Here is a 17,155-nt window from a genome sequence, read left to right as displayed (position 1 = left end):
TTTAGTTCCGTACTCTCTTCATAGACTTTCCTGTTAGTAGTAAGCTAATAAATACCAAAATTAACATCAACCAAAACACTCTTCGCCTTATATTTGTAAAACATTTACAAATTAAGACTAAAAATTATGATAATTAATTTTAGTATACAGAATTTTGGTTCAATAAAAGAAAAACAAACACTTTCCTTTGAAGCAACTAAATCAAACGATTTAGAAGATTACTACGTTATTAATACAGACAACAACCTTAGACTATTAAAGGTTGCCTTAATATATGGCGCAAATGCTTCTGGAAAAACTACTATTTTAAAAGCTTTAAACTATTTTAGAGAATTGGTTCTAGAACCAGAAGAAAAGAAGACTGATATCTTAGATTTTAATCCTTTTCATTTTGATAACAATTCTCTGAATGATAGTACTATCTTTTCAATTGAATTTATACAGAATAATATTAGATACTCATATGAAGTAGAATATTGTAAGAAAGCCATTTTAAGTGAAGAGTTGAAATATTATGACCCTAAAAAAGCTAGTGTTTTTAAAAGAACAACTGATTTAAATAAACAATTAACTGAAATCACTTTCGGTAGTAAAATAAAAAAAGACAAAACCTTTGAAAAAAACCTTGAAGCGAACACTCTATGGAATAATACGGTTTTAGGAGGTTTTCTAAAAACAAACATAGAACTCTTCCACTTGAAAGAAGTAACAGACTGGTTTTCTCAATACCTAAACCCCTTAGTACAAACTAAAACTGAACTTGATGGATTTATCACTTCTGAAATAGAAAAATCCAAATTAAAAAAAGAAATTTTAGTAGATATACTGAAAAAGGCTGATTTTAATATCTCTGACATTCTAATAAATGAAGAGGAAAAAGTAGTTGACGATAAAATGTTAAAAGTTTTAGAGGTACTTGAGATGCCAGAGGATATGATTGAAAAAATTATATCAAATCCTTTAAAAAAATTGGAACTTGAACACACAATTGACGGAAAAAGATATTCACTCCCGTTTAAATTAGAATCTCAAGGAACTCAAAGATATTATGGTTTTGCTGGATTATTAAGTTTATTAGTTAATTCAAGTATAGCTTTTCCTATTGATGAATTAGAAGATTCATTACATCCTGATTTATACATACATTTTCTATTATCTTTTTTAGTTAATTCTAAAAAATCTCAAATTATTGCAACAACCCATAATCGAGAAATATTAAATAATAAAGATTTGTTCAGAAATGACATCATTTGGTTTACAGACAAAGATGATTCCTGTTCTACTCAATTATATTCATTATCCGATTTCGATAGTTCTATTGTTAGAGATACGACTAACGTTTTAAATGCATACAAAGCGGGAAAATTAGGTGGAACACCAAACCTTGGAGATTATTACTTGAATTTTGAGTATGAGAACTAAAAGAAATACACCCAAAAGAAAACCTAGATACGCTTTTATTGTTGAAGGGGAATGTGAATTTTGGTATATCCAAATGCTTAAAAGAAATGAACGTTCTTTAAGAGTAGATTTAAAACCTGAAATTCCTCAAAAGAAAAAACTTCAAGACCAATTTAAAAAAGTAATTGAATCTTCTAAAGAGTATGATAAGGTATTTTGGTTATTGGATTTTGATGTTTTAATCAAAGAAAGCAGAGAAGTGAAAAAAGGAGCCAAAACGCCTATTCAATCCCTAAAGGAATATATTCAAAAAATCTCTTCCAAATACGATAATGTTGAGGTTATAATTAATAATCCTTGTATAGAATTTTGGATTTTGCTTCATTTTGAAAGAACTGGAAAATTTTTCAATAATTGTGAGAATGCTATTAAGCAATTAAAAAAACATTTACCAGATTATGAAAAAACTCAAAAATATTATACTAAACAAAATAATGACATTTATAAGAAATTAAAACCACATTTAGATGTAGCCATAGGTAATTCTAATAGAGTTAATGATTTTGATTTCAATAATCCTGAAAATGGAACTTGTCAAATGCATTCAATTTTTGAAACGAAACCGATAAAAGATGGACTTGAAAAATAAAACCTACTGCCAACAAACAACTCATTTAAAACACAAGCCTAGCTCAACTCCCATCAGTAAGCACTTCTAAGCTAATCTTAACCTATAATTTTCGCCATTTGATCTTACTGCTTTGTTGAAGGTAATGGCTTGTTTTAACAGCTTTTTACCACCGTGATGAGCTGTTTTTACTTCTCTTACTTAAGGTATGCTTTCGCGAAAGCGTACTAAGTAATGTAGTATTATCGCTCAGAAATACATTTTATCCCACCCACAAAAAAAAGCCACCACCGTCCCCGGTGATGGCCAAACATCAAATCAAATCAAAAAAACTACTTACTTATCTCTTTATGACAAACTTGCCACTGTGTTGTTGTGAGGCACTATCTACTAGTTTATAGGTATAGATGCCTGTCTGTAGGTTTGGAGCTGTGTATACAGCTGTTAACCCTCCATTATTTGTTGTTATATCTTGCGTGTCTACTATGCGCCCTAGCATATCTACTACTGTGATTTGTACCGTTGCACTTGCTTTTGCTAGGCTTATCGTAGTTTCTCCTATAAAAGGATTAGGATAGTTTGTTAAGGCTAGAGACTCTGCTGTAGCATCTACATCTTCTACCGAAAGGGCTTCTGAGTTTGCAAATCTTATGTCATTAAGAAACATCTCTTTAGTTTGTGCTGTTCCGTCTTGAGATACCATTGTAAATACTATCGTTACAAGATCATCAAGTACTAGTGGTGCACCCGAGCCGTTTACAAAGTTCTCAAGTGAGAAGTCTATCTCTTGATAGCTATCTGTAAGCTCAATGGTTGCTTTGTACTGTTCTTCCCAGTTTTCTATGCTTGCTTTTACAAAAGTTACTTCTAGGTTACCCGTTCCTTTTGCGCTCATCTGTAGTGCGTTATAGTCACTTACATCTACCGCTTGAAAACGTGGTGTAAGTGCTCTGTAAGCTCCTACATAACTCGTTGTTGTTGCTGTGAAGGCTAGGTTGCGCTCTATAGCATATACCTCATCACTATACGTATTCTCATTTTCTGTAATCTCATAAGAGAGAACTTCTGTACCATCTTGTGAAGCATCTACTCCCCAAGGCCCATCAGATAGAAATAAGTCATCTGGTGTGTTTATACCATCTCCTATTCTAAAGCCTATGTCAAATAAATACCCTGTGTCAATAGTAACTTCTGTGATGTACTGTTCTCCTAGATCTATTGTAGAGGTAGTTGTCACGAGATCACTTGTCTCTGTAGCTCTTATACCTGCATCAAAGGTTACACTCTCTGTTGCATTTGTGTTTACAATCTCTAGCTGTAATGCACCATTTGTATAGCTACCACTTTTTACAAAAACTGTAGGCGGTGTTGTTACCTCATAAGATGTTACTGGTTTTTGTACTTCAAGTAAGTTTAATAATTGTTGTCCTAGTTTATGAAGGTCATCTATTGAGTTTGCCCATATTTGGAAGTTGTAAAAAGTTACCTCTTCTTCATAGCGATCTAGATTCCAGTGGCTCTCTACGGCAAACTCTGCTCCGTTATTTACTTCTTTCGCCGAAAGGCTTAAAACAAATTCTACGCTGCCATCTATATTTCTTATAAGGGATTTAATAAACTGCTGTCCATTAATCTCTATGGTAGACACAGAGGTAAGCTCTGCTCCTAGTAAACGATCACAAATATATTTAGTGTGCTCATATACGCCATTCTCAGTTTTGAGTGCTAGTATAGAAGCGGTAGAGATGTCATTTTTAATATAGTCTACAGCATATACTTCTGTAGCGTTTGTAATATCAACAAGGTCTTCTGGAGTAGACTCTACTACATAATCTTCATTTATTTCTTCTAGAGGGATAAAATCTTGTAGTGTAAATGACTGTGCATTTCTCACTCCATAGTTTGCTGTTTTTTCTTTAAGTGGGGCTAGGTCTTTATTAAATATATAGCTCTCTTTTGCACGGTTAAAATTACGTTTTGCAATCGCATTAGATAATCTATTGTTACTCTCAAGACCGCCCTTATTACCAGTAGAAGCTTCTGGGTCTATAGTTGCACAGTCTCCATATCCAGAACACGATGGATCTTCACAATCTGTAAGACCGTCACCGTCGTCATCTATACCATTATCACATATTTCTTGTAACACTGGTGCAGTAGGGCAACGCGCGCCATCATTACTAGCACTTGATGGTCCAAAAGCAAAGAGGTTTGAGTCCATACTATTACTTCCCGTTAGGTCTTGTACACTTTGTATTACGTAGATAGTTCCTGTCTGGTTTGCAGAGACATAAAATCTCCCTGATGCATCAAAATATACAGCACCATAGGTGTATTTAAGACCAGATAAGATAGGCACTTCTCCAAGTGACTGCACTACCCCGTTTTCTGGATTAATACGGTATAGTATGTTTGAATTTTTTTCTACAGTATATAGTTGATTATCTACTGCATTAAAAGCCCAGTCGTGCACGTTAATGCTTTGTGATAGCGTCTCTGTGCTTAAAAGCTCTGTATAGGTACTTGATGTTGGGTCTAAGTCTACTTTATAGTACGTACTACCACCAGCTTTAAAATAATACTGTCCCGTAGCGCTTATGTCTCCTACATACTTATTACCCGTGGTAAGTGCATCTATAGTAAAAACGGTTGTGTTAAAGTCTTGACCTATTCTCACAATAGATTTTGATGGGCTAGATAAATACCCCCATATAAAACCATCTGCAGGGTTATATGCTGCAGCATTAATGTTACCAGAAGTTATATTTTCGGCCGCTAGAAAAGAGTTTCCAGAGGCAAGATCAATCGCATATACATCATTATACTGAAATAGGTATGCACTGTAATCACAGTTAAAAGGGATACCTTGTGCACCTACATTAAAAGTACATACTAAGCAAGCTACTAAGAGAACTTGTTGTGCTAGTGAGTAAAGATTTGATTTCATTATGCTTCTATGGATTTGATTATAGAAACAAAATTAGGTCGTTTATACCCTGTATTTTTTAATTTTCGATAGCACTAGTCGTGATATCGACGAGTGGTAGTTTACTGTAGACGAATGGAAATTCTTAATTTACAACAAGTTAAGTCGCTTCATAAGTTCTGGTCTATTAGAACGGCTTATAGGGATTACATCTCTTGCTATGAGGACGCTATTATCCTCAATATCAACTATTTTCTTAATATTAATGATATAAGAGCGATGTACTTTTAAGAACAAGCTGTCTGGCAGTTTTTCTTCTATCTTTTTAAGTGTAGAGTGTACTGTATAATTCTTCCCTTCGGTTTTTATAAGTACGTAGTCACCTTTGGCCTCGATAAGAAATATGTTATCAAATACAATCTTTATGAGACGCCTGTCTATATTTACATACATCTCCTTTTCTGACTCTTCTTGCTTTGCTTCTTGTACAATAGGAGCTGCTTTTTGAACCACAGGTGCTTTAAAGCTTTCTACCTTTTGCATTGCCTTAAGGAATCTAGGTAATGTAATAGGTTTTACTAGGTAATCTACAATACAATCGTACTCAAAAGCCTCTATAGCAAAGTCACGATCTGAAGTGGTGAGAACAATCTTTGGCGGATTTTTAAGCGAGTCTATAAAGTCAAAACCCGTAAAATCTGGCATATGTATATCCAAGAATATAAGATCGACCTCGTTTTTATTTAAAAACTTAATCGCTTGCATCGCGTTAGGGAAGTCATCTACTACAGTAAGGTTATCTACTTGACTACATAAATGCGAGACTATAGTTCTCGCAGCAGTTTCATCATCTACAATTATACAATTCAACATATGAGGCATTTAGTATTGTATATGCAATTTACAGATTATAAATCTTTTATAAAATCTATGACGCTATTTAAGATGTCTTCAAATTCTTGTTCCAAGCGTGTGTTATCTTCTTTGAGTTCGGCTTCATAAGTGATGGCAAGTTCGTACCCATCTACGAGGCCTACTATGCCTAGTTTGTGCTTGATTTTATGTACGTTTTCTGCCGCTTTCGCGAAAGCGGAATTCTTCATATTCTCTTCATACTCTGCGATCTCTACAGGAAGCTCTACTTGTACCACCCCGATGAGTACTTTTTCAAAAGATGCGTCTCCACCTGAAAGTTCTTGTATGTAGCTTAGATTAGGCTTTTCCATTTATGTAGTATGTGGTAATGTAAAATAAAAAGTTGTACCCACTCCTTCTTCGCTCTCAAGCCAAATCTTACCACCATAAAAGCTTACAATCTTTTTTACTATGGAGAGCCCTATGCCGGTACCTGAAGTGTCACTATCTAATTTTTGGAAAATTTGAAAAATTTTCTCAAAGTAGGCTTTATTGATACCCTTACCATTATCTGCTATTTTAAATCTGGGAGCCCGAGCGACTATCTCGCAACTTACGGTGACCTTACCTTCTGGTTTATCCATACTAGAAATAGCATTACCTACGAGGTTTTGAAATAATTGCTGGATTTTTACCTTGTCTGCCACGATAGTGGGTAGATCTTTGATGATTACCTCAACATTACTAGGGACAGCTTGTAGATTTAACACATCATCTAGTAATACATTAAGATCTATCTCTCGCTCTTTGCGTAAGTCCTTGTCTATAGATGAGTAATGCAATATACCAGAAATGAGATTATCCATTTTTTCTAAATGACTCCCAATAAGATCAATCTCTTCACTACCCTTTTTACCTAAAGCTTCTTGATAATCTTCTTTGAGCCAATTTAAGAGTGCTTCTATACTGCGTAATGGTGATTTTAAATCGTGCGAAACCATATGTGCATAGTCACTTAATTCTTGGTTTTGGGACGCTAAGTTTTTTAGTAAGTTTTCTTGTTCCTCAAAAGCTTTACAAGCCTGAAGGTTAACGCAAAATTTATTTATTACTGGCTGTAGTTGTGAAAGGTCTATTGAAGAAATATTATTTTTTTTGGAATATAAGAATAAGAAACCTTGCTTTTTGAGATTAAAAATTGCCACAGAACCGTTATCTATTGAGAAAGGTGCTGCATTTTGTATTATGGAAATGTCACTTACTAATAAGTGATCGTCCATATTGCTAAGCACTTCCTTAAGCTGGGAGGTATACACTTTACTTACTTCGTTACCCTGAGGTATTGCGTAGGTAGTGAGGAGAGTGTCTTTAATATCTTCTAGTATCCAGGCTGCATTTAAATTTTTACGTTTAAGTAAGATTTTCAAGAATAGATCACAACTCTTTTTATATTCTAAGGATTGCCCGATGGCCATACCATACTCGTGAAGCTGTAATATATCTAAAATGTGATTTTCTGTATTCATTATTCAAAAAGTCCTACTACGGTAGTTTTATTATAAAATTCTAAAAAACCCTCTCCATATGATGAAATCTCACCCAAGGTTAGTGCACCTCCAATAGATACTTCTGGAAACTTATTTTTAATCGTGCTTGTTATTGCATTTAACTCAAGATCAAAATCATCTTCCAGAAATAAAATACGGGATATACAATCAATTATAATTGCTTTTTTAGGAGCAGATGCTTGCCTAAGGCTATCTTCTGTTGCCTTCTGTGCAGCTTCAATTAAGGAATTCTTATCACCATTTAGAATATCAACGAGCATATTATCCTCTAGCTCACCTACACAAACCATCTCGTTTGCATCATTAAGCATAAGTGGATCTCTCACCACACACTCTGCATCTTCTTTTAATATTCCAAAAGGATACCCTTTTGCTATGTCGAAGAAGTTAGTATCTGTAAATTTTTTACCAGAATGCTCTTCTACAACTTCTTTGTAAACTTCAAATGGGTTTTTCCAATTAATCTCCTTTATCACATTTCCTTCCGCTTTTGTAACGATAAAGGGACCCCCTATTTTATTCCAACCGTGTCTTACACCAATTTTTGAAGACATTTTAAGGAATGCTATAACGGCGGCATCTTGAAATACTCCTTCACTAGTAAAGACACACGGCTTTTGCTCAAGCGTAAGACTTCCAGCTCCCCCACCAAGGTAATTAGTATTCATCCCATATTTTATGTACAATTCACTAAGGTAGTTTGATATGTTTGAAGTTAATCCATCGACATAGGTAAATAGACTATACTCTTCTGAGTTCTTGAATTCTATATCGGGTATCTCGTAATCACCAGTGCTTATGTTTTTAATTAAGAAAATAGAATCAAGATTATCTAGTGTATTTATTACTAATCCCTTTTCTAAAATGTTTTTTCCGTGAATAACCTTTGGGAATATACCTCCCATAAATTTTATTCCGGCATTGTTTAGTTCTTCTACTAAGTCGCTAAGCACTATCTCGCTATGCTCAGCAATAGAGATGAGGGCCGCCTTATTATTAACGTGATTCGAAATTGACTTAGCAATTTCCTTCAAATTGGTACTTTCTATTAGCATATTATTTTTTTAAAGAAACAAAAAAGGTTGATCCTTCTCCAGGAGTACTTTCTAACCAGATCTTACCAGAATAAAGATCTACTATCTTCTTAACTATAGATAAACCTATACCGGTAGAATCTTTGTGTTTATTAAGGGATTGGAAAATTTCAAATATTTTATCGTGGTATTCCTTTTCGATACCTATCCCATTATCAGATTCAGAAAAGGTATTATGTGTTTTTCCTTCTTTACAAGCTATTTTAATAACACCCTGTTCCTTATCTGAGTAACGTATGGCATTACTCATTAAGTTCTGAAAGAGTTGTTGTATACGCACTCTATCTGCCTTTATAACAGGTAAAGTGGTTTCTCGCTCTATACGTATATTATCAGGGATGTGGAGTAACTTTTCTATATCATCTATTACTCCAGAGACAGCTACGTCTTGTACCTCCTCCTCGTCTGACGATACACTTGAGTATTCAAGCACATCAGTTATGAGTTGCTCCATCTTCTCTAGCGTGGTACCCATCAAGTCTAAGTTTTCTAAACTATCGCTTGACAGTACCTCTGCATTATCTTCTTTTACCCAGGTTAATAGGGCATCAAGACTACGCAATGGAGACTTTAAATCGTGAGAAACCACGTGTGCATATTCTTGCAACTCGTGATTACTAGAAGCTAGCTTTTGTAATAAACTCTCTTTTTGTAATTCAAGTTCTTTAATGGCTGTAATATCAAGGTGGATACCTATAGAGCCTATAATATTACCACTTAGATCATAATTTGGCGCTCCACTTATAAGCCAGTGTCTCTTTTCTCCTTTTTTAGTCACTGCGACTACCTCATAAGAGTTTGATGAGCCTTCAAGGCGTTTTTGATTTTCTTCTATGAGTTCCTGTCTTGAGCTCTCGTCAAGAAGTACTTCACTACCCTTCTTGCCTATTAATTCATTTTCAGTATAACCAGACATTTCTTCAAGACTCTGGTTTACCATAAGAATCTTGTCGTCATTATCTACCTCTACAAGACCCAGCTCCATATTTGCAATGATACTACTGTACTTAGCCCTTTCTGCCTCAATATTTTTTCTAAACCTTCTATGTAATGTTACATCCCTGTAAGTGGTAAGGTGACCTTTATAAATGCCTTCTTCATAGATGGGTATAAAATCTCTTTCTAAAATTCTGCCATCTTTGAGGTGCAATTCATCACCTACTACTTGCTCCTTAAGTTCAATAAGTGTGTTAATTCTAGTTACAAAACGCTCTTCATTTTCAAATAGGTGTTTGTATCGCTCTGCTGCATTAGTACAATCTTGACCTATGAGCTCAGCTGGAGTACTAGCCATATTAAAGAAGTCGCAAAAACGCTCGTTTGCAATCACTACTTTTCTGTTTTCGTCTTCTAGTAATATCCCGCTCTCAAGATTAGAAATAACTGCAGACAGTCTATTTTCTGAATTGAGAAGTTTACGCTCTGCGGCTTTTTGTGCGGTTATATCACGTACAATCCCTTGTGCAGCTATTGGGATTTGATTTTCATCATAAACGATACTTGCATTGAGTTCAAGTAGTACTGTTTTACCGTGAGCGACAATCCTTACATTAAAACCTGTGAGAGAGCCTGTGCTGTATAATTTTTGAAAAGCAGTTGCAGCCTTCTCTACATCATCTTGATGTAAAGTGTCTAGGATATTTTTCTTTTCTGAAAGATTAAAGTCTAGTAACTGCTCTGCAGCTTCATTCATTTTTAAAACGTCACCAAAAAGATTGGTCACTACATAAGCATCAACTATGTTTTCAAAAACCCCTTTAAGTTCTGAGGTTTTTTCCCGCACAAGGCCTTCGAGTTGTTCATTTGCCTTTTGTAGCTCTTGCCCTTTATAAAAAAGTTCACGAGACTTATCTTCAAGAATACGTTCGGCCTCTTTTCGGGCCGCCTTTTCACGAGCTAGCGCTCGTTCATACATTTTTATTTTTTCTTCACTCATCTGCAGTGATACTGAATTTAACTTCAGTACCCTTATCGTTTAGTTTCTCGACTAAGATAGTAGCTTTTTGATTAAAATGCTCAAATGTTTTATTCATTAATCCTTTTCCAAAAGAGTGCATCGCCCTACTAGACGTATAAATCATTACCAGCTCATTTTCAGTCTGTTTAACAATTTCAAAAGTAGGCAGCTCTGCATCAGGATATATTTTTATAACCTCGACGTGTATGTGGTTTTCTATAGATCCTAGCATATCAAAAGGATCTTTAAATTGAAGTAAAAACTCTGGGTAACTCTTCTTTACTACACTAAAAAAGTGCTCTCCATAAACTAATAATAAGTCGTCTATAGCGATACCAGTTTCCTTATTAAGATTAGTAAGTAAACTCACCATCTCTGCAAAGCTATAAGTACCTACTGCGGTATAAACTCCATTAGACGGAAGTTCTGAGTTAGCAAGAAGGGTGTCAACCATCTCGAGTCCAAACTTATCTTCTACAAGATCTAAAAATCCTGTAAACACGATTCCTTTCATTATGCTTTTATTAGTTCGTTCTGACTCCAGTAATTAAGTGTGCGTTCTATTTTCTGAACGTAATCTTCATATTTAAGCGGCTTTAAAATATAACCCGCAACACCGTGCTTATAGCACTCTAGCACATCTTTTCTATTACTTGATGTAGTAAGAATAATGGTAGGTAGATATCTAAGTACCTCATCTTCTTTTAATATTTTCAAGAATTCAATGCCATTTATACGTGGCATATTAAGGTCTAAAAATATGATATCTGGCACTACATTCTCATCTTTAAGAATAGTAAGCGCTTCTTCTCCGTTTTTTGCCTCAATGAGATGGTGTTGCATCTCGAGCTTTTTTATCGCTCTCTTAAGCTTCATAACTTCAATAGCATCGTCCTCTATTAAAAGAACTTTTAATTTATTTGACCCCAAATCATTATTTTTAAATGTCAACAAATATGAATATTAAAAATTGATTCTTAGATGAAAAATAGTTGAACACATATTTTACTGTCGACGGATGGTAGAAAAGTGTCGACGAGTGGTAAAAAAGGTGTTTTTTACGCTTTCGCGAAAGCAAAATCATATTTTATACTAGTATTTAGTCTCATAGCAACACGACTGGCTGACTGCTAACCACTTAGCAATTTTATTTTTAATTACAAAATATAAGCTTGTAATATTTTATAGACTTTATGCCTTCACTCTTTTAATTTAAAAAAGAGATATAGTCTATCTCGTGAGGCTTGAGTAACCGGTTTGTTTTGGTCCTAACTTTTAATAAGTCCTTAAGTGCGTTAAGCTCACTTTGATTAAAAACCATTGCTAGATTTTGCTGCATAGATTGTATAGGTATCTTGCGCTTGAGCAAGGTGCGCTGGCAAGAAGCTTCCCAATAATCTATATCTATCTCAAACACAAACTTTGTAAACGCCTTAAACTCTCTAGGAGTAAACTGAAGGTATATATTATTAAAATAGAGATGATACACTTTACAGCCCTTGCAGTAAGAGAGTTCTCCTTCTATATTTTTTGAAAGTGTTTTGAGATTAGTACACATAAGTATTATTTTAATAACAATCTGTTTTTAGCTGTCCAGACTCCTTAAGGCTTGCGATATCTGTTGTGCCATACTGGCTAAGGGTTTCTTCCAGAAGGTCAAGAACATCGTTTTGCATAGCTAGTGATCCACATATCATTATGACGCCCTTATCCTCTATCACTTTAAGTAGGATATCGCGACGTACTCTTAAAGCATCTTGCACATACTGTTTGTCACCCTCTCTAGAGTGACTTTTATAAAAATGTACACGTGGGTTTGTAGCATACTTCTTTAAGAGGTAATCATCATAAAGTGCAGTAGATGCCGCTGTTCGACTTCCCCAAAACACATAAAACTCCGTAGGTGCTTTTGTATCCAGCATCCCTATAAAAGGTGCGATACCAGTACCATTTGCAATCATTACCGCTTGCCTAGCTTTTTTAGGTAGATGAAAGTGGCTATTCTCATCTATACTTGCTTTAATTATTGCTCCTTCATTAAGGCTGTATAAATAAGAAGACCCTTTACCCATACTGTGCTTTTTTACACTTAAAACTATGGTGTCTCCTACCCTAGCAATGGAGTACTGCCTAGCGACTGTTGTATCTGGCGGTATGATTGCAAGTAAATCTCCAGATATAAATGATGTCTTTTTTACAGGCTGTAAGGTAATAATGAAGGTTTCATCTACATTTAATTGAGTTCTTTTAAGGACTTTGAAGTCTTGTAAAGCGGCTGCCTTTTTTACTTTATTCTTAGTGTCTAGCGGTAATGTTACACCTATACGTTTTCCGTATTGTGCGCCCCATTCTTTTATTTGAGCTACATCTCCATTATCAATTTTGTGTAACGGCAGTTGTGGTATAAAACCGGCTTGAGCCTGTAAAAGTCCATCTACTTGTATGGCAAATTTGCAGTAGTCTGCATACTCACGTGAGCCAAAACCTACCACAGCATAGGCAATCTCATTGGGTTGTGATATGGTTTTAAATTTTTCTATAAACTTTCTGGCATTTGTAGGTGCCTCACCTTCTCCATATGTAGATGTAAAAATGATGATGTGTTGCGCTTTCGCGAAAGCGGAATACGTGTTAAGCATCGTCATAAACACATTTTTACCGCCAGCAGTAAGATCTTGATACAGGGCGCGTGCATATGAATGACTTGTACCCGTCTCCGAACCTACAAGAATGATATACTCACAGTCATCCTTATCTGGCATTTTGAGCGTTCTCCCCTTCTTTGACAGTCTTTTTATACTCATTACACAACCCGAGTACATAAAATATAAAATAGAAATACTAGCCAGTAGTAGTACGATAGACCATAAGACGGTTCCTTCTCCGGTATGTAATACCCAACTTATCTTAGATACTGCTTCTATAAATGGATATGTAGTACTCCTTACAATCTCCCCAGTAGCTTGATTTACATAAACCTCTTTATCTGAAAGTGCAATCTCATAATACTCCTCTGGATCACTAGAAAATGGAAAAGCTACCTCACGCACCTCACTGAGCATTGTTTCTTTAAAAAAGGGTATCTCAGTAACACGATCATACCTCACAGCATCATCTTGAGAGGTGTACTCCACTAGTTCTGTTTCTGGAGAAGGTATTAATTCAAACTTTTCGGCAGAGAGATAGACGCCTGTAAAAGCAATTATGATTATGGGGATGATAAACCACCTACTTAGCACGACGTGATATCGTAACTCTGGGTAATCTTTATGAACTCTAGCAAATATCTTTCTTAAACCACCTTGTCGCTGTATAAGCAATAAAAATCCTGTAACAGCTATAGCGAGTAATAAAAACGCTATTATACCTACAAAGACACGCCCTAGGGTTTTTAAAAACAGTGATCTGTGCAAGTTAGTCGCAAAGCTATAGATGGCTGGGCGCTCTTGTACAATGGCAAGGGTCTCACCCGTAAGCGCATCTATGTAGACATCTTGCGTCTCCATCTCTGAGGTAAGCACGGCCGCTTTTACAAATCCTGCAGTGGTTACTTCTAGGGCAAAAACCTCATCATAGTTTTCTTTAACTACACCTATTGTAGTGCCTAGTGAGATGCCATCTAGCTTACGCACATCATATCCTTTTGCTTGATGAGCAATAGGCTCTATCGCAAGTATAACACCCGTTATAGCTGCGACAAGTAAAAATAAAGATGAAACTAAGGCTAGTACAAAGTGACTATATCGCCAGATGGAGAGGGTCATAAGTATCTTACTGAGGTAACATTCTTACGTAGCGTATAAACCCTTTACCTTCTTTTTTGGCTTTCAGGTTTTCTGAAGTAAGCTCAAATTGAATATCATCTTCATAATATTCTTGATCTTCTACAGAGGTTTCAAAACGTAAACTATAACCTTGATCAATTTTATCTTCTGGTATTTGTAATACAGTTACTGTGCGCTCACCACCACTTATGGTAGCCCCAGAAATTGCATCTATATTAGGGCGGTGCTTCCCGTAAAATTGCCACCAGGCAGTAATCTCACTATACCACTCACTGTCTTTACCTTGCACATAGAGTGTCTCTTCATACGCACCGGTAGGATCTAGAAGCGATACTACAAGGTAGGCTCCTTCTCCACTATAGTTAGTCATCTGGATAAGGCACTTTACAGGTTTTGTGGTTGCTGTGGTAAACGCACTTAATAAAAGCCCCGTGAGTAACAGGGCTGGTATGATTTTATAGATACTTTTCATTATTTTAAAAATGTTAGAGGGATGTTATTTTGCTGTAATAGTTCGTTTTCGGTAGCGAGGTCTAGTACAGACTCTTCAAAATCTGTTTTTACTGTGTGATCTGCACCACTCGAGATGAGTAATTTCATAAGACGGTCGTCTTTTGCCTTCATTGCTGCAATGTGAAGTGCGGTAAGCCCTTCATTATTTTTTGCATCAATGGCTGGTTTATATGTGAGAAGCTGCTTTACAAGGTTTACATTATTTTTTAAGACTGCAAGATGTAATGGTGTATTTCCTTCGGCTTGTGTAGCGGTTAGTGAGACTCCTTTAGTGTCTAGTAGGGCCAGTTTAGCTTCAAAAGCTTTTGGATTTCTAGCGCTATATGATTGTATAAGGTATGACGCTAGTGAGCTACCTGCTTTATCTTTCGCGAAAGCGTCACCACCATTATCTAGTATATATTGTACAACACTTATATCATTACCGCCTACAGCAAGCATAAGCGGTGTTTGCCCCTTATCATTCACTGTATTAATATCTATAAGTTGCTTTGCGAGTAACTGCACGATTGCAAGATTATTTCTGGCAGCGGCATTGTGAAAGGCGGTTGTACCACTTTTATCTTTCTGGTTTACATCTACGCCTGCATTTATAAAGAAATTAAAAATAGCTGCGTCTTTGTTGCTATACGCAAGACGGTGTAAAGGTGTTGTACCTTGTTTTGTAACCACATTTGCCTCAAGACCTAGCGATTGTAGATACTCATAAACGGCTAGTGAGTTACTATAACCACGACCACCTTGAGCTGCAAACATAAATGCATTACCTCCATCACTGGCAAGATTTTTATAAGCCACACCACGTGCTACAAGGGTTTTAAGAAAATCTATATTTCCTTTTTTTGCGGCATAGTTAAAAATGCCATTCCCATTAGTATCTGTAGCATTTATATCAAAACCTTTATTTAAAAAGTAATCAAGATCTGCATCTGTTTTTAATGATGGTGCTGCAAGTAAAAGTAAGTTTACACCGGTATCACTTTTTTGAGCGGTGAGGTTTACGCCTGCATCTTCAAAAGCATCAATGATGGCTGGATGAACCTGCCCAGCATTAATCCCGAAAGCTAGCGGAGTAAAACTGTGGCTATCTAGTGCTGTTGTACTAGATCCCTCTTTAAGTAAATAAGTTACAGTCGCAACATCACCCGCATATGCAGCCCAGTGTAAATAGATACGGCTGTCGTGTGTCTTTTTTGCTACGTCATTACCTGGCTGTGCCAGGAGATATTTAATTACAGCAACATCTTTCTTTTCAAGTAGTGCATACACCGTAGCATCAAAGGCGTTTGCATTGAGCATTGACGGGTCGTTACCCTCTTTTATTTTTTGTGCGACGGTACTTACTGTGACATCACCTTTCCAAAAATCTCTATTTAGAAAAATGTTATCACCTTGTGCGTTTACTAGGGTACTTGCTAGAAGAATAGCCAGTAGTAATATGTTATGTGCTCTTTTCATAATTATTCTTTTACAAATGATTCTATAAGTTGGTTTATACTTTCTTGATCTTCATATCCTTCGCCAAAAAGGTGCTTGTACAACACTTTATTATCTACTTTTTGCTCTAGGTGTAGGTCTTTGTTCTTATTGTAAACTTCATCCCATTTAGTACGTACAAGCGCCCATTTTTCTTGGTTATCAACCCACCACTGTGCAGCGGCAGCACATTTACTATCATCTACACGCTTGTAGGTGTTGTATCCTTTCTCTTTGGCTATTACTTGATCTTCTTGGTTTGCGGTGCGCACTACCTTACTATTATCTTGATCGTGTACCCATCCATAAGGAGTAATCTCCTGGCGGTTACCACGTACCGTAAGGTTATAGTCGCTTCTAGTAGTATACTCTCGCCTAGGTAAAGGTGCATTTGCGGTATTCTCCCAATAGCTCTTACCATCTACGTGTACCCAGGTTGCAGAGCCTTCGTAACGCGGACTATCATCTACTTGATACACCTTTTGTGTCCACTGTCCAGCTACCTCATCTGCACTTTTACTCTCATAAGTCCATACATTATCTGCATTGTATGAGTAGAGGTTTGTGTTTTCATAAAGCCAGTTTTGTCTCCAGTGTTTTACAATCATAGGTTGTTCAGGGCTACCTACTTGGAGTAAGTGTTGTATCTCAATTTGATTTTCCTTATCTATAACAAGTTGCGCCCACTCTAGCCCTTTGCTTACCTTATTTTTTGAAGGTTTATATAATGAGTCATTGCTATAATTAAAGGTCTCTGCAAAGTTAAAAGTCACTTCAAAGCAGCCGCACATCTTCTTTATAGCTTCTTTATCGAGCTCCTTCTTATTAGTCTGTGCTGTGGTTTGTAATCCTATACTTATTATAAGTAGGTTAAATAATATTCTTTTCATCTGATAGGTATGTTGTTAAGTAATTTCTGGTGTAAAAATAGTTATTTTTATTAAATCTAAAT

15 protein-coding genes are annotated in these 17,155 nt (G+C 35.9%); 2 read left to right on the top strand and 13 right to left on the bottom strand.

Features of this window, described 5'->3' with window-relative positions; genetic code table 11:
* Positions 1-126 precede the first annotated feature (126 nt).
* Positions 127-1,422 (top strand): AAA family ATPase, encoded by a 1,296-nt coding sequence (locus tag ACFO5T_RS12845; RefSeq protein ID WP_035324990.1) that lies wholly within the window; start codon positions 127-129, stop codon positions 1,420-1,422.
* Entirely contained in the window at positions 1,412-2,050 is a 639-nt protein-coding gene (locus ACFO5T_RS12840; protein ID WP_380035062.1) for an RloB family protein, read from the top strand. The genes ACFO5T_RS12845 and ACFO5T_RS12840 overlap by 11 nt, the downstream gene beginning before the upstream one ends.
* Before the next feature lie 319 nt (positions 2,051-2,369).
* Here the strand turns inward: ACFO5T_RS12840 and ACFO5T_RS12835 are convergent, their stop codons facing one another.
* From ACFO5T_RS12835 to ACFO5T_RS12775, 13 genes are all read right to left on the bottom strand, one after another.
* Complete coding sequence (locus tag ACFO5T_RS12835; protein WP_380035059.1) at positions 2,370-4,976, bottom strand: DUF6923 family protein; 2,607 nt, start codon at positions 4,974-4,976, stop codon at positions 2,370-2,372.
* A gap of 129 nt (positions 4,977-5,105) precedes the next feature.
* Positions 5,106-5,825 carry a LytR/AlgR family response regulator transcription factor gene (locus tag ACFO5T_RS12830; protein WP_380035561.1) on the bottom strand — a complete coding sequence of 240 codons (720 nt, stop codon included), beginning with the start codon at positions 5,823-5,825 and terminating at the stop codon, positions 5,106-5,108.
* Positions 5,826-5,863: 38 nt separating this feature from the next.
* Positions 5,864-6,181 (bottom strand): Hpt domain-containing protein, encoded by a 318-nt coding sequence (locus ACFO5T_RS12825; protein WP_380035056.1) that lies wholly within the window; start codon positions 6,179-6,181, stop codon positions 5,864-5,866.
* Positions 6,182-7,336 (bottom strand): sensor histidine kinase, encoded by a 1,155-nt coding sequence (locus tag ACFO5T_RS12820; RefSeq protein WP_380035053.1) that lies wholly within the window; start codon positions 7,334-7,336, stop codon positions 6,182-6,184.
* Positions 7,336-8,433, bottom strand: a complete 1,098-nt coding sequence (locus tag ACFO5T_RS12815) for an FIST signal transduction protein (protein ID WP_375253601.1) — start codon at positions 8,431-8,433, stop codon at positions 7,336-7,338. Before ACFO5T_RS12815 ends, ACFO5T_RS12820 begins: the two co-directional genes overlap by 1 nt.
* A gap of 1 nt (position 8,434) precedes the next feature.
* Positions 8,435-10,408 carry a PAS domain S-box protein gene (locus tag ACFO5T_RS12810; protein WP_380035050.1) on the bottom strand — a complete coding sequence of 658 codons (1,974 nt, stop codon included), beginning with the start codon at positions 10,406-10,408 and terminating at the stop codon, positions 8,435-8,437.
* Positions 10,401-10,943: a heme NO-binding domain-containing protein gene (locus ACFO5T_RS12805; protein ID WP_380035047.1), complete on the bottom strand. Its 543-nt coding sequence runs from the start codon at positions 10,941-10,943 to the stop codon at positions 10,401-10,403. The genes ACFO5T_RS12810 and ACFO5T_RS12805 overlap by 8 nt, the downstream gene beginning before the upstream one ends.
* Positions 10,943-11,359, bottom strand: coding sequence for a response regulator (locus ACFO5T_RS12800; RefSeq protein WP_380035044.1), 417 nt, complete (start codon positions 11,357-11,359; stop codon positions 10,943-10,945). The genes ACFO5T_RS12805 and ACFO5T_RS12800 overlap by 1 nt, the downstream gene beginning before the upstream one ends.
* Before the next feature lie 277 nt (positions 11,360-11,636).
* Positions 11,637-11,987 carry a DUF6686 family protein gene (locus tag ACFO5T_RS12795; RefSeq protein ID WP_375253202.1) on the bottom strand — a complete coding sequence of 117 codons (351 nt, stop codon included), beginning with the start codon at positions 11,985-11,987 and terminating at the stop codon, positions 11,637-11,639.
* Positions 11,988-11,997: 10 nt separating this feature from the next.
* Complete coding sequence (locus ACFO5T_RS12790; RefSeq protein WP_380035040.1) at positions 11,998-14,193, bottom strand: PepSY domain-containing protein; 2,196 nt, start codon at positions 14,191-14,193, stop codon at positions 11,998-12,000.
* Positions 14,194-14,200: 7 nt separating this feature from the next.
* The gene (locus ACFO5T_RS12785; protein WP_380035037.1) at positions 14,201-14,686 is read right to left on the bottom strand and encodes a DUF2271 domain-containing protein; all 486 of its coding nucleotides are present in this window, start codon (positions 14,684-14,686) and stop codon (positions 14,201-14,203) included.
* On the bottom strand, positions 14,686-16,185 hold the full coding sequence (locus ACFO5T_RS12780; protein WP_380035034.1) for an ankyrin repeat domain-containing protein: 1,500 nt from the start codon (positions 16,183-16,185) through the stop codon (positions 14,686-14,688). The genes ACFO5T_RS12785 and ACFO5T_RS12780 overlap by 1 nt, the downstream gene beginning before the upstream one ends.
* A 2-nt stretch (positions 16,186-16,187) precedes the next feature.
* Positions 16,188-17,093, bottom strand: coding sequence for a DUF6607 family protein (locus tag ACFO5T_RS12775; protein WP_380035031.1), 906 nt, complete (start codon positions 17,091-17,093; stop codon positions 16,188-16,190).
* Between the last annotated feature and the right edge of the window lie 62 nt (positions 17,094-17,155).

Origin of the sequence: Dokdonia genika (assembly GCF_042652845.1) — a bacterium.
GTDB lineage: Bacteria > Bacteroidota > Bacteroidia > Flavobacteriales > Flavobacteriaceae > Dokdonia > Dokdonia donghaensis.
This window is presented reverse-complemented; position numbering and strand designations above follow the sequence as displayed.

Coding starts and splice junctions, on each gene's coding strand:
- ACFO5T_RS12845 (WP_035324990.1), top strand. CDS start 127: ATGATAATTAATTTTAGTATACAGAATTTTGGTTCAATAAAAGAAAAA.
- ACFO5T_RS12840 (WP_380035062.1), top strand. CDS start 1,412: ATGAGAACTAAAAGAAATACACCCAAAAGAAAACCTAGATACGCTTTT.
- ACFO5T_RS12835 (WP_380035059.1), bottom strand. CDS start 4,976: ATGAAATCAAATCTTTACTCACTAGCACAACAAGTTCTCTTAGTAGCT.
- ACFO5T_RS12825 (WP_380035056.1), bottom strand. CDS start 6,181: ATGGAAAAGCCTAATCTAAGCTACATACAAGAACTTTCAGGTGGAGAC.
- ACFO5T_RS12820 (WP_380035053.1), bottom strand. CDS start 7,336: ATGAATACAGAAAATCACATTTTAGATATATTACAGCTTCACGAGTAT.
- ACFO5T_RS12815 (WP_375253601.1), bottom strand. CDS start 8,433: ATGCTAATAGAAAGTACCAATTTGAAGGAAATTGCTAAGTCAATTTCG.
- ACFO5T_RS12810 (WP_380035050.1), bottom strand. CDS start 10,408: ATGAGTGAAGAAAAAATAAAAATGTATGAACGAGCGCTAGCTCGTGAA.
- ACFO5T_RS12805 (WP_380035047.1), bottom strand. CDS start 10,943: ATGAAAGGAATCGTGTTTACAGGATTTTTAGATCTTGTAGAAGATAAG.
- ACFO5T_RS12795 (WP_375253202.1), bottom strand. CDS start 11,987: ATGTGTACTAATCTCAAAACACTTTCAAAAAATATAGAAGGAGAACTC.
- ACFO5T_RS12790 (WP_380035040.1), bottom strand. CDS start 14,193: ATGACCCTCTCCATCTGGCGATATAGTCACTTTGTACTAGCCTTAGTT.
- ACFO5T_RS12785 (WP_380035037.1), bottom strand. CDS start 14,686: ATGAAAAGTATCTATAAAATCATACCAGCCCTGTTACTCACGGGGCTT.
- ACFO5T_RS12780 (WP_380035034.1), bottom strand. CDS start 16,185: ATGAAAAGAGCACATAACATATTACTACTGGCTATTCTTCTAGCAAGT.
- ACFO5T_RS12775 (WP_380035031.1), bottom strand. CDS start 17,093: ATGAAAAGAATATTATTTAACCTACTTATAATAAGTATAGGATTACAA.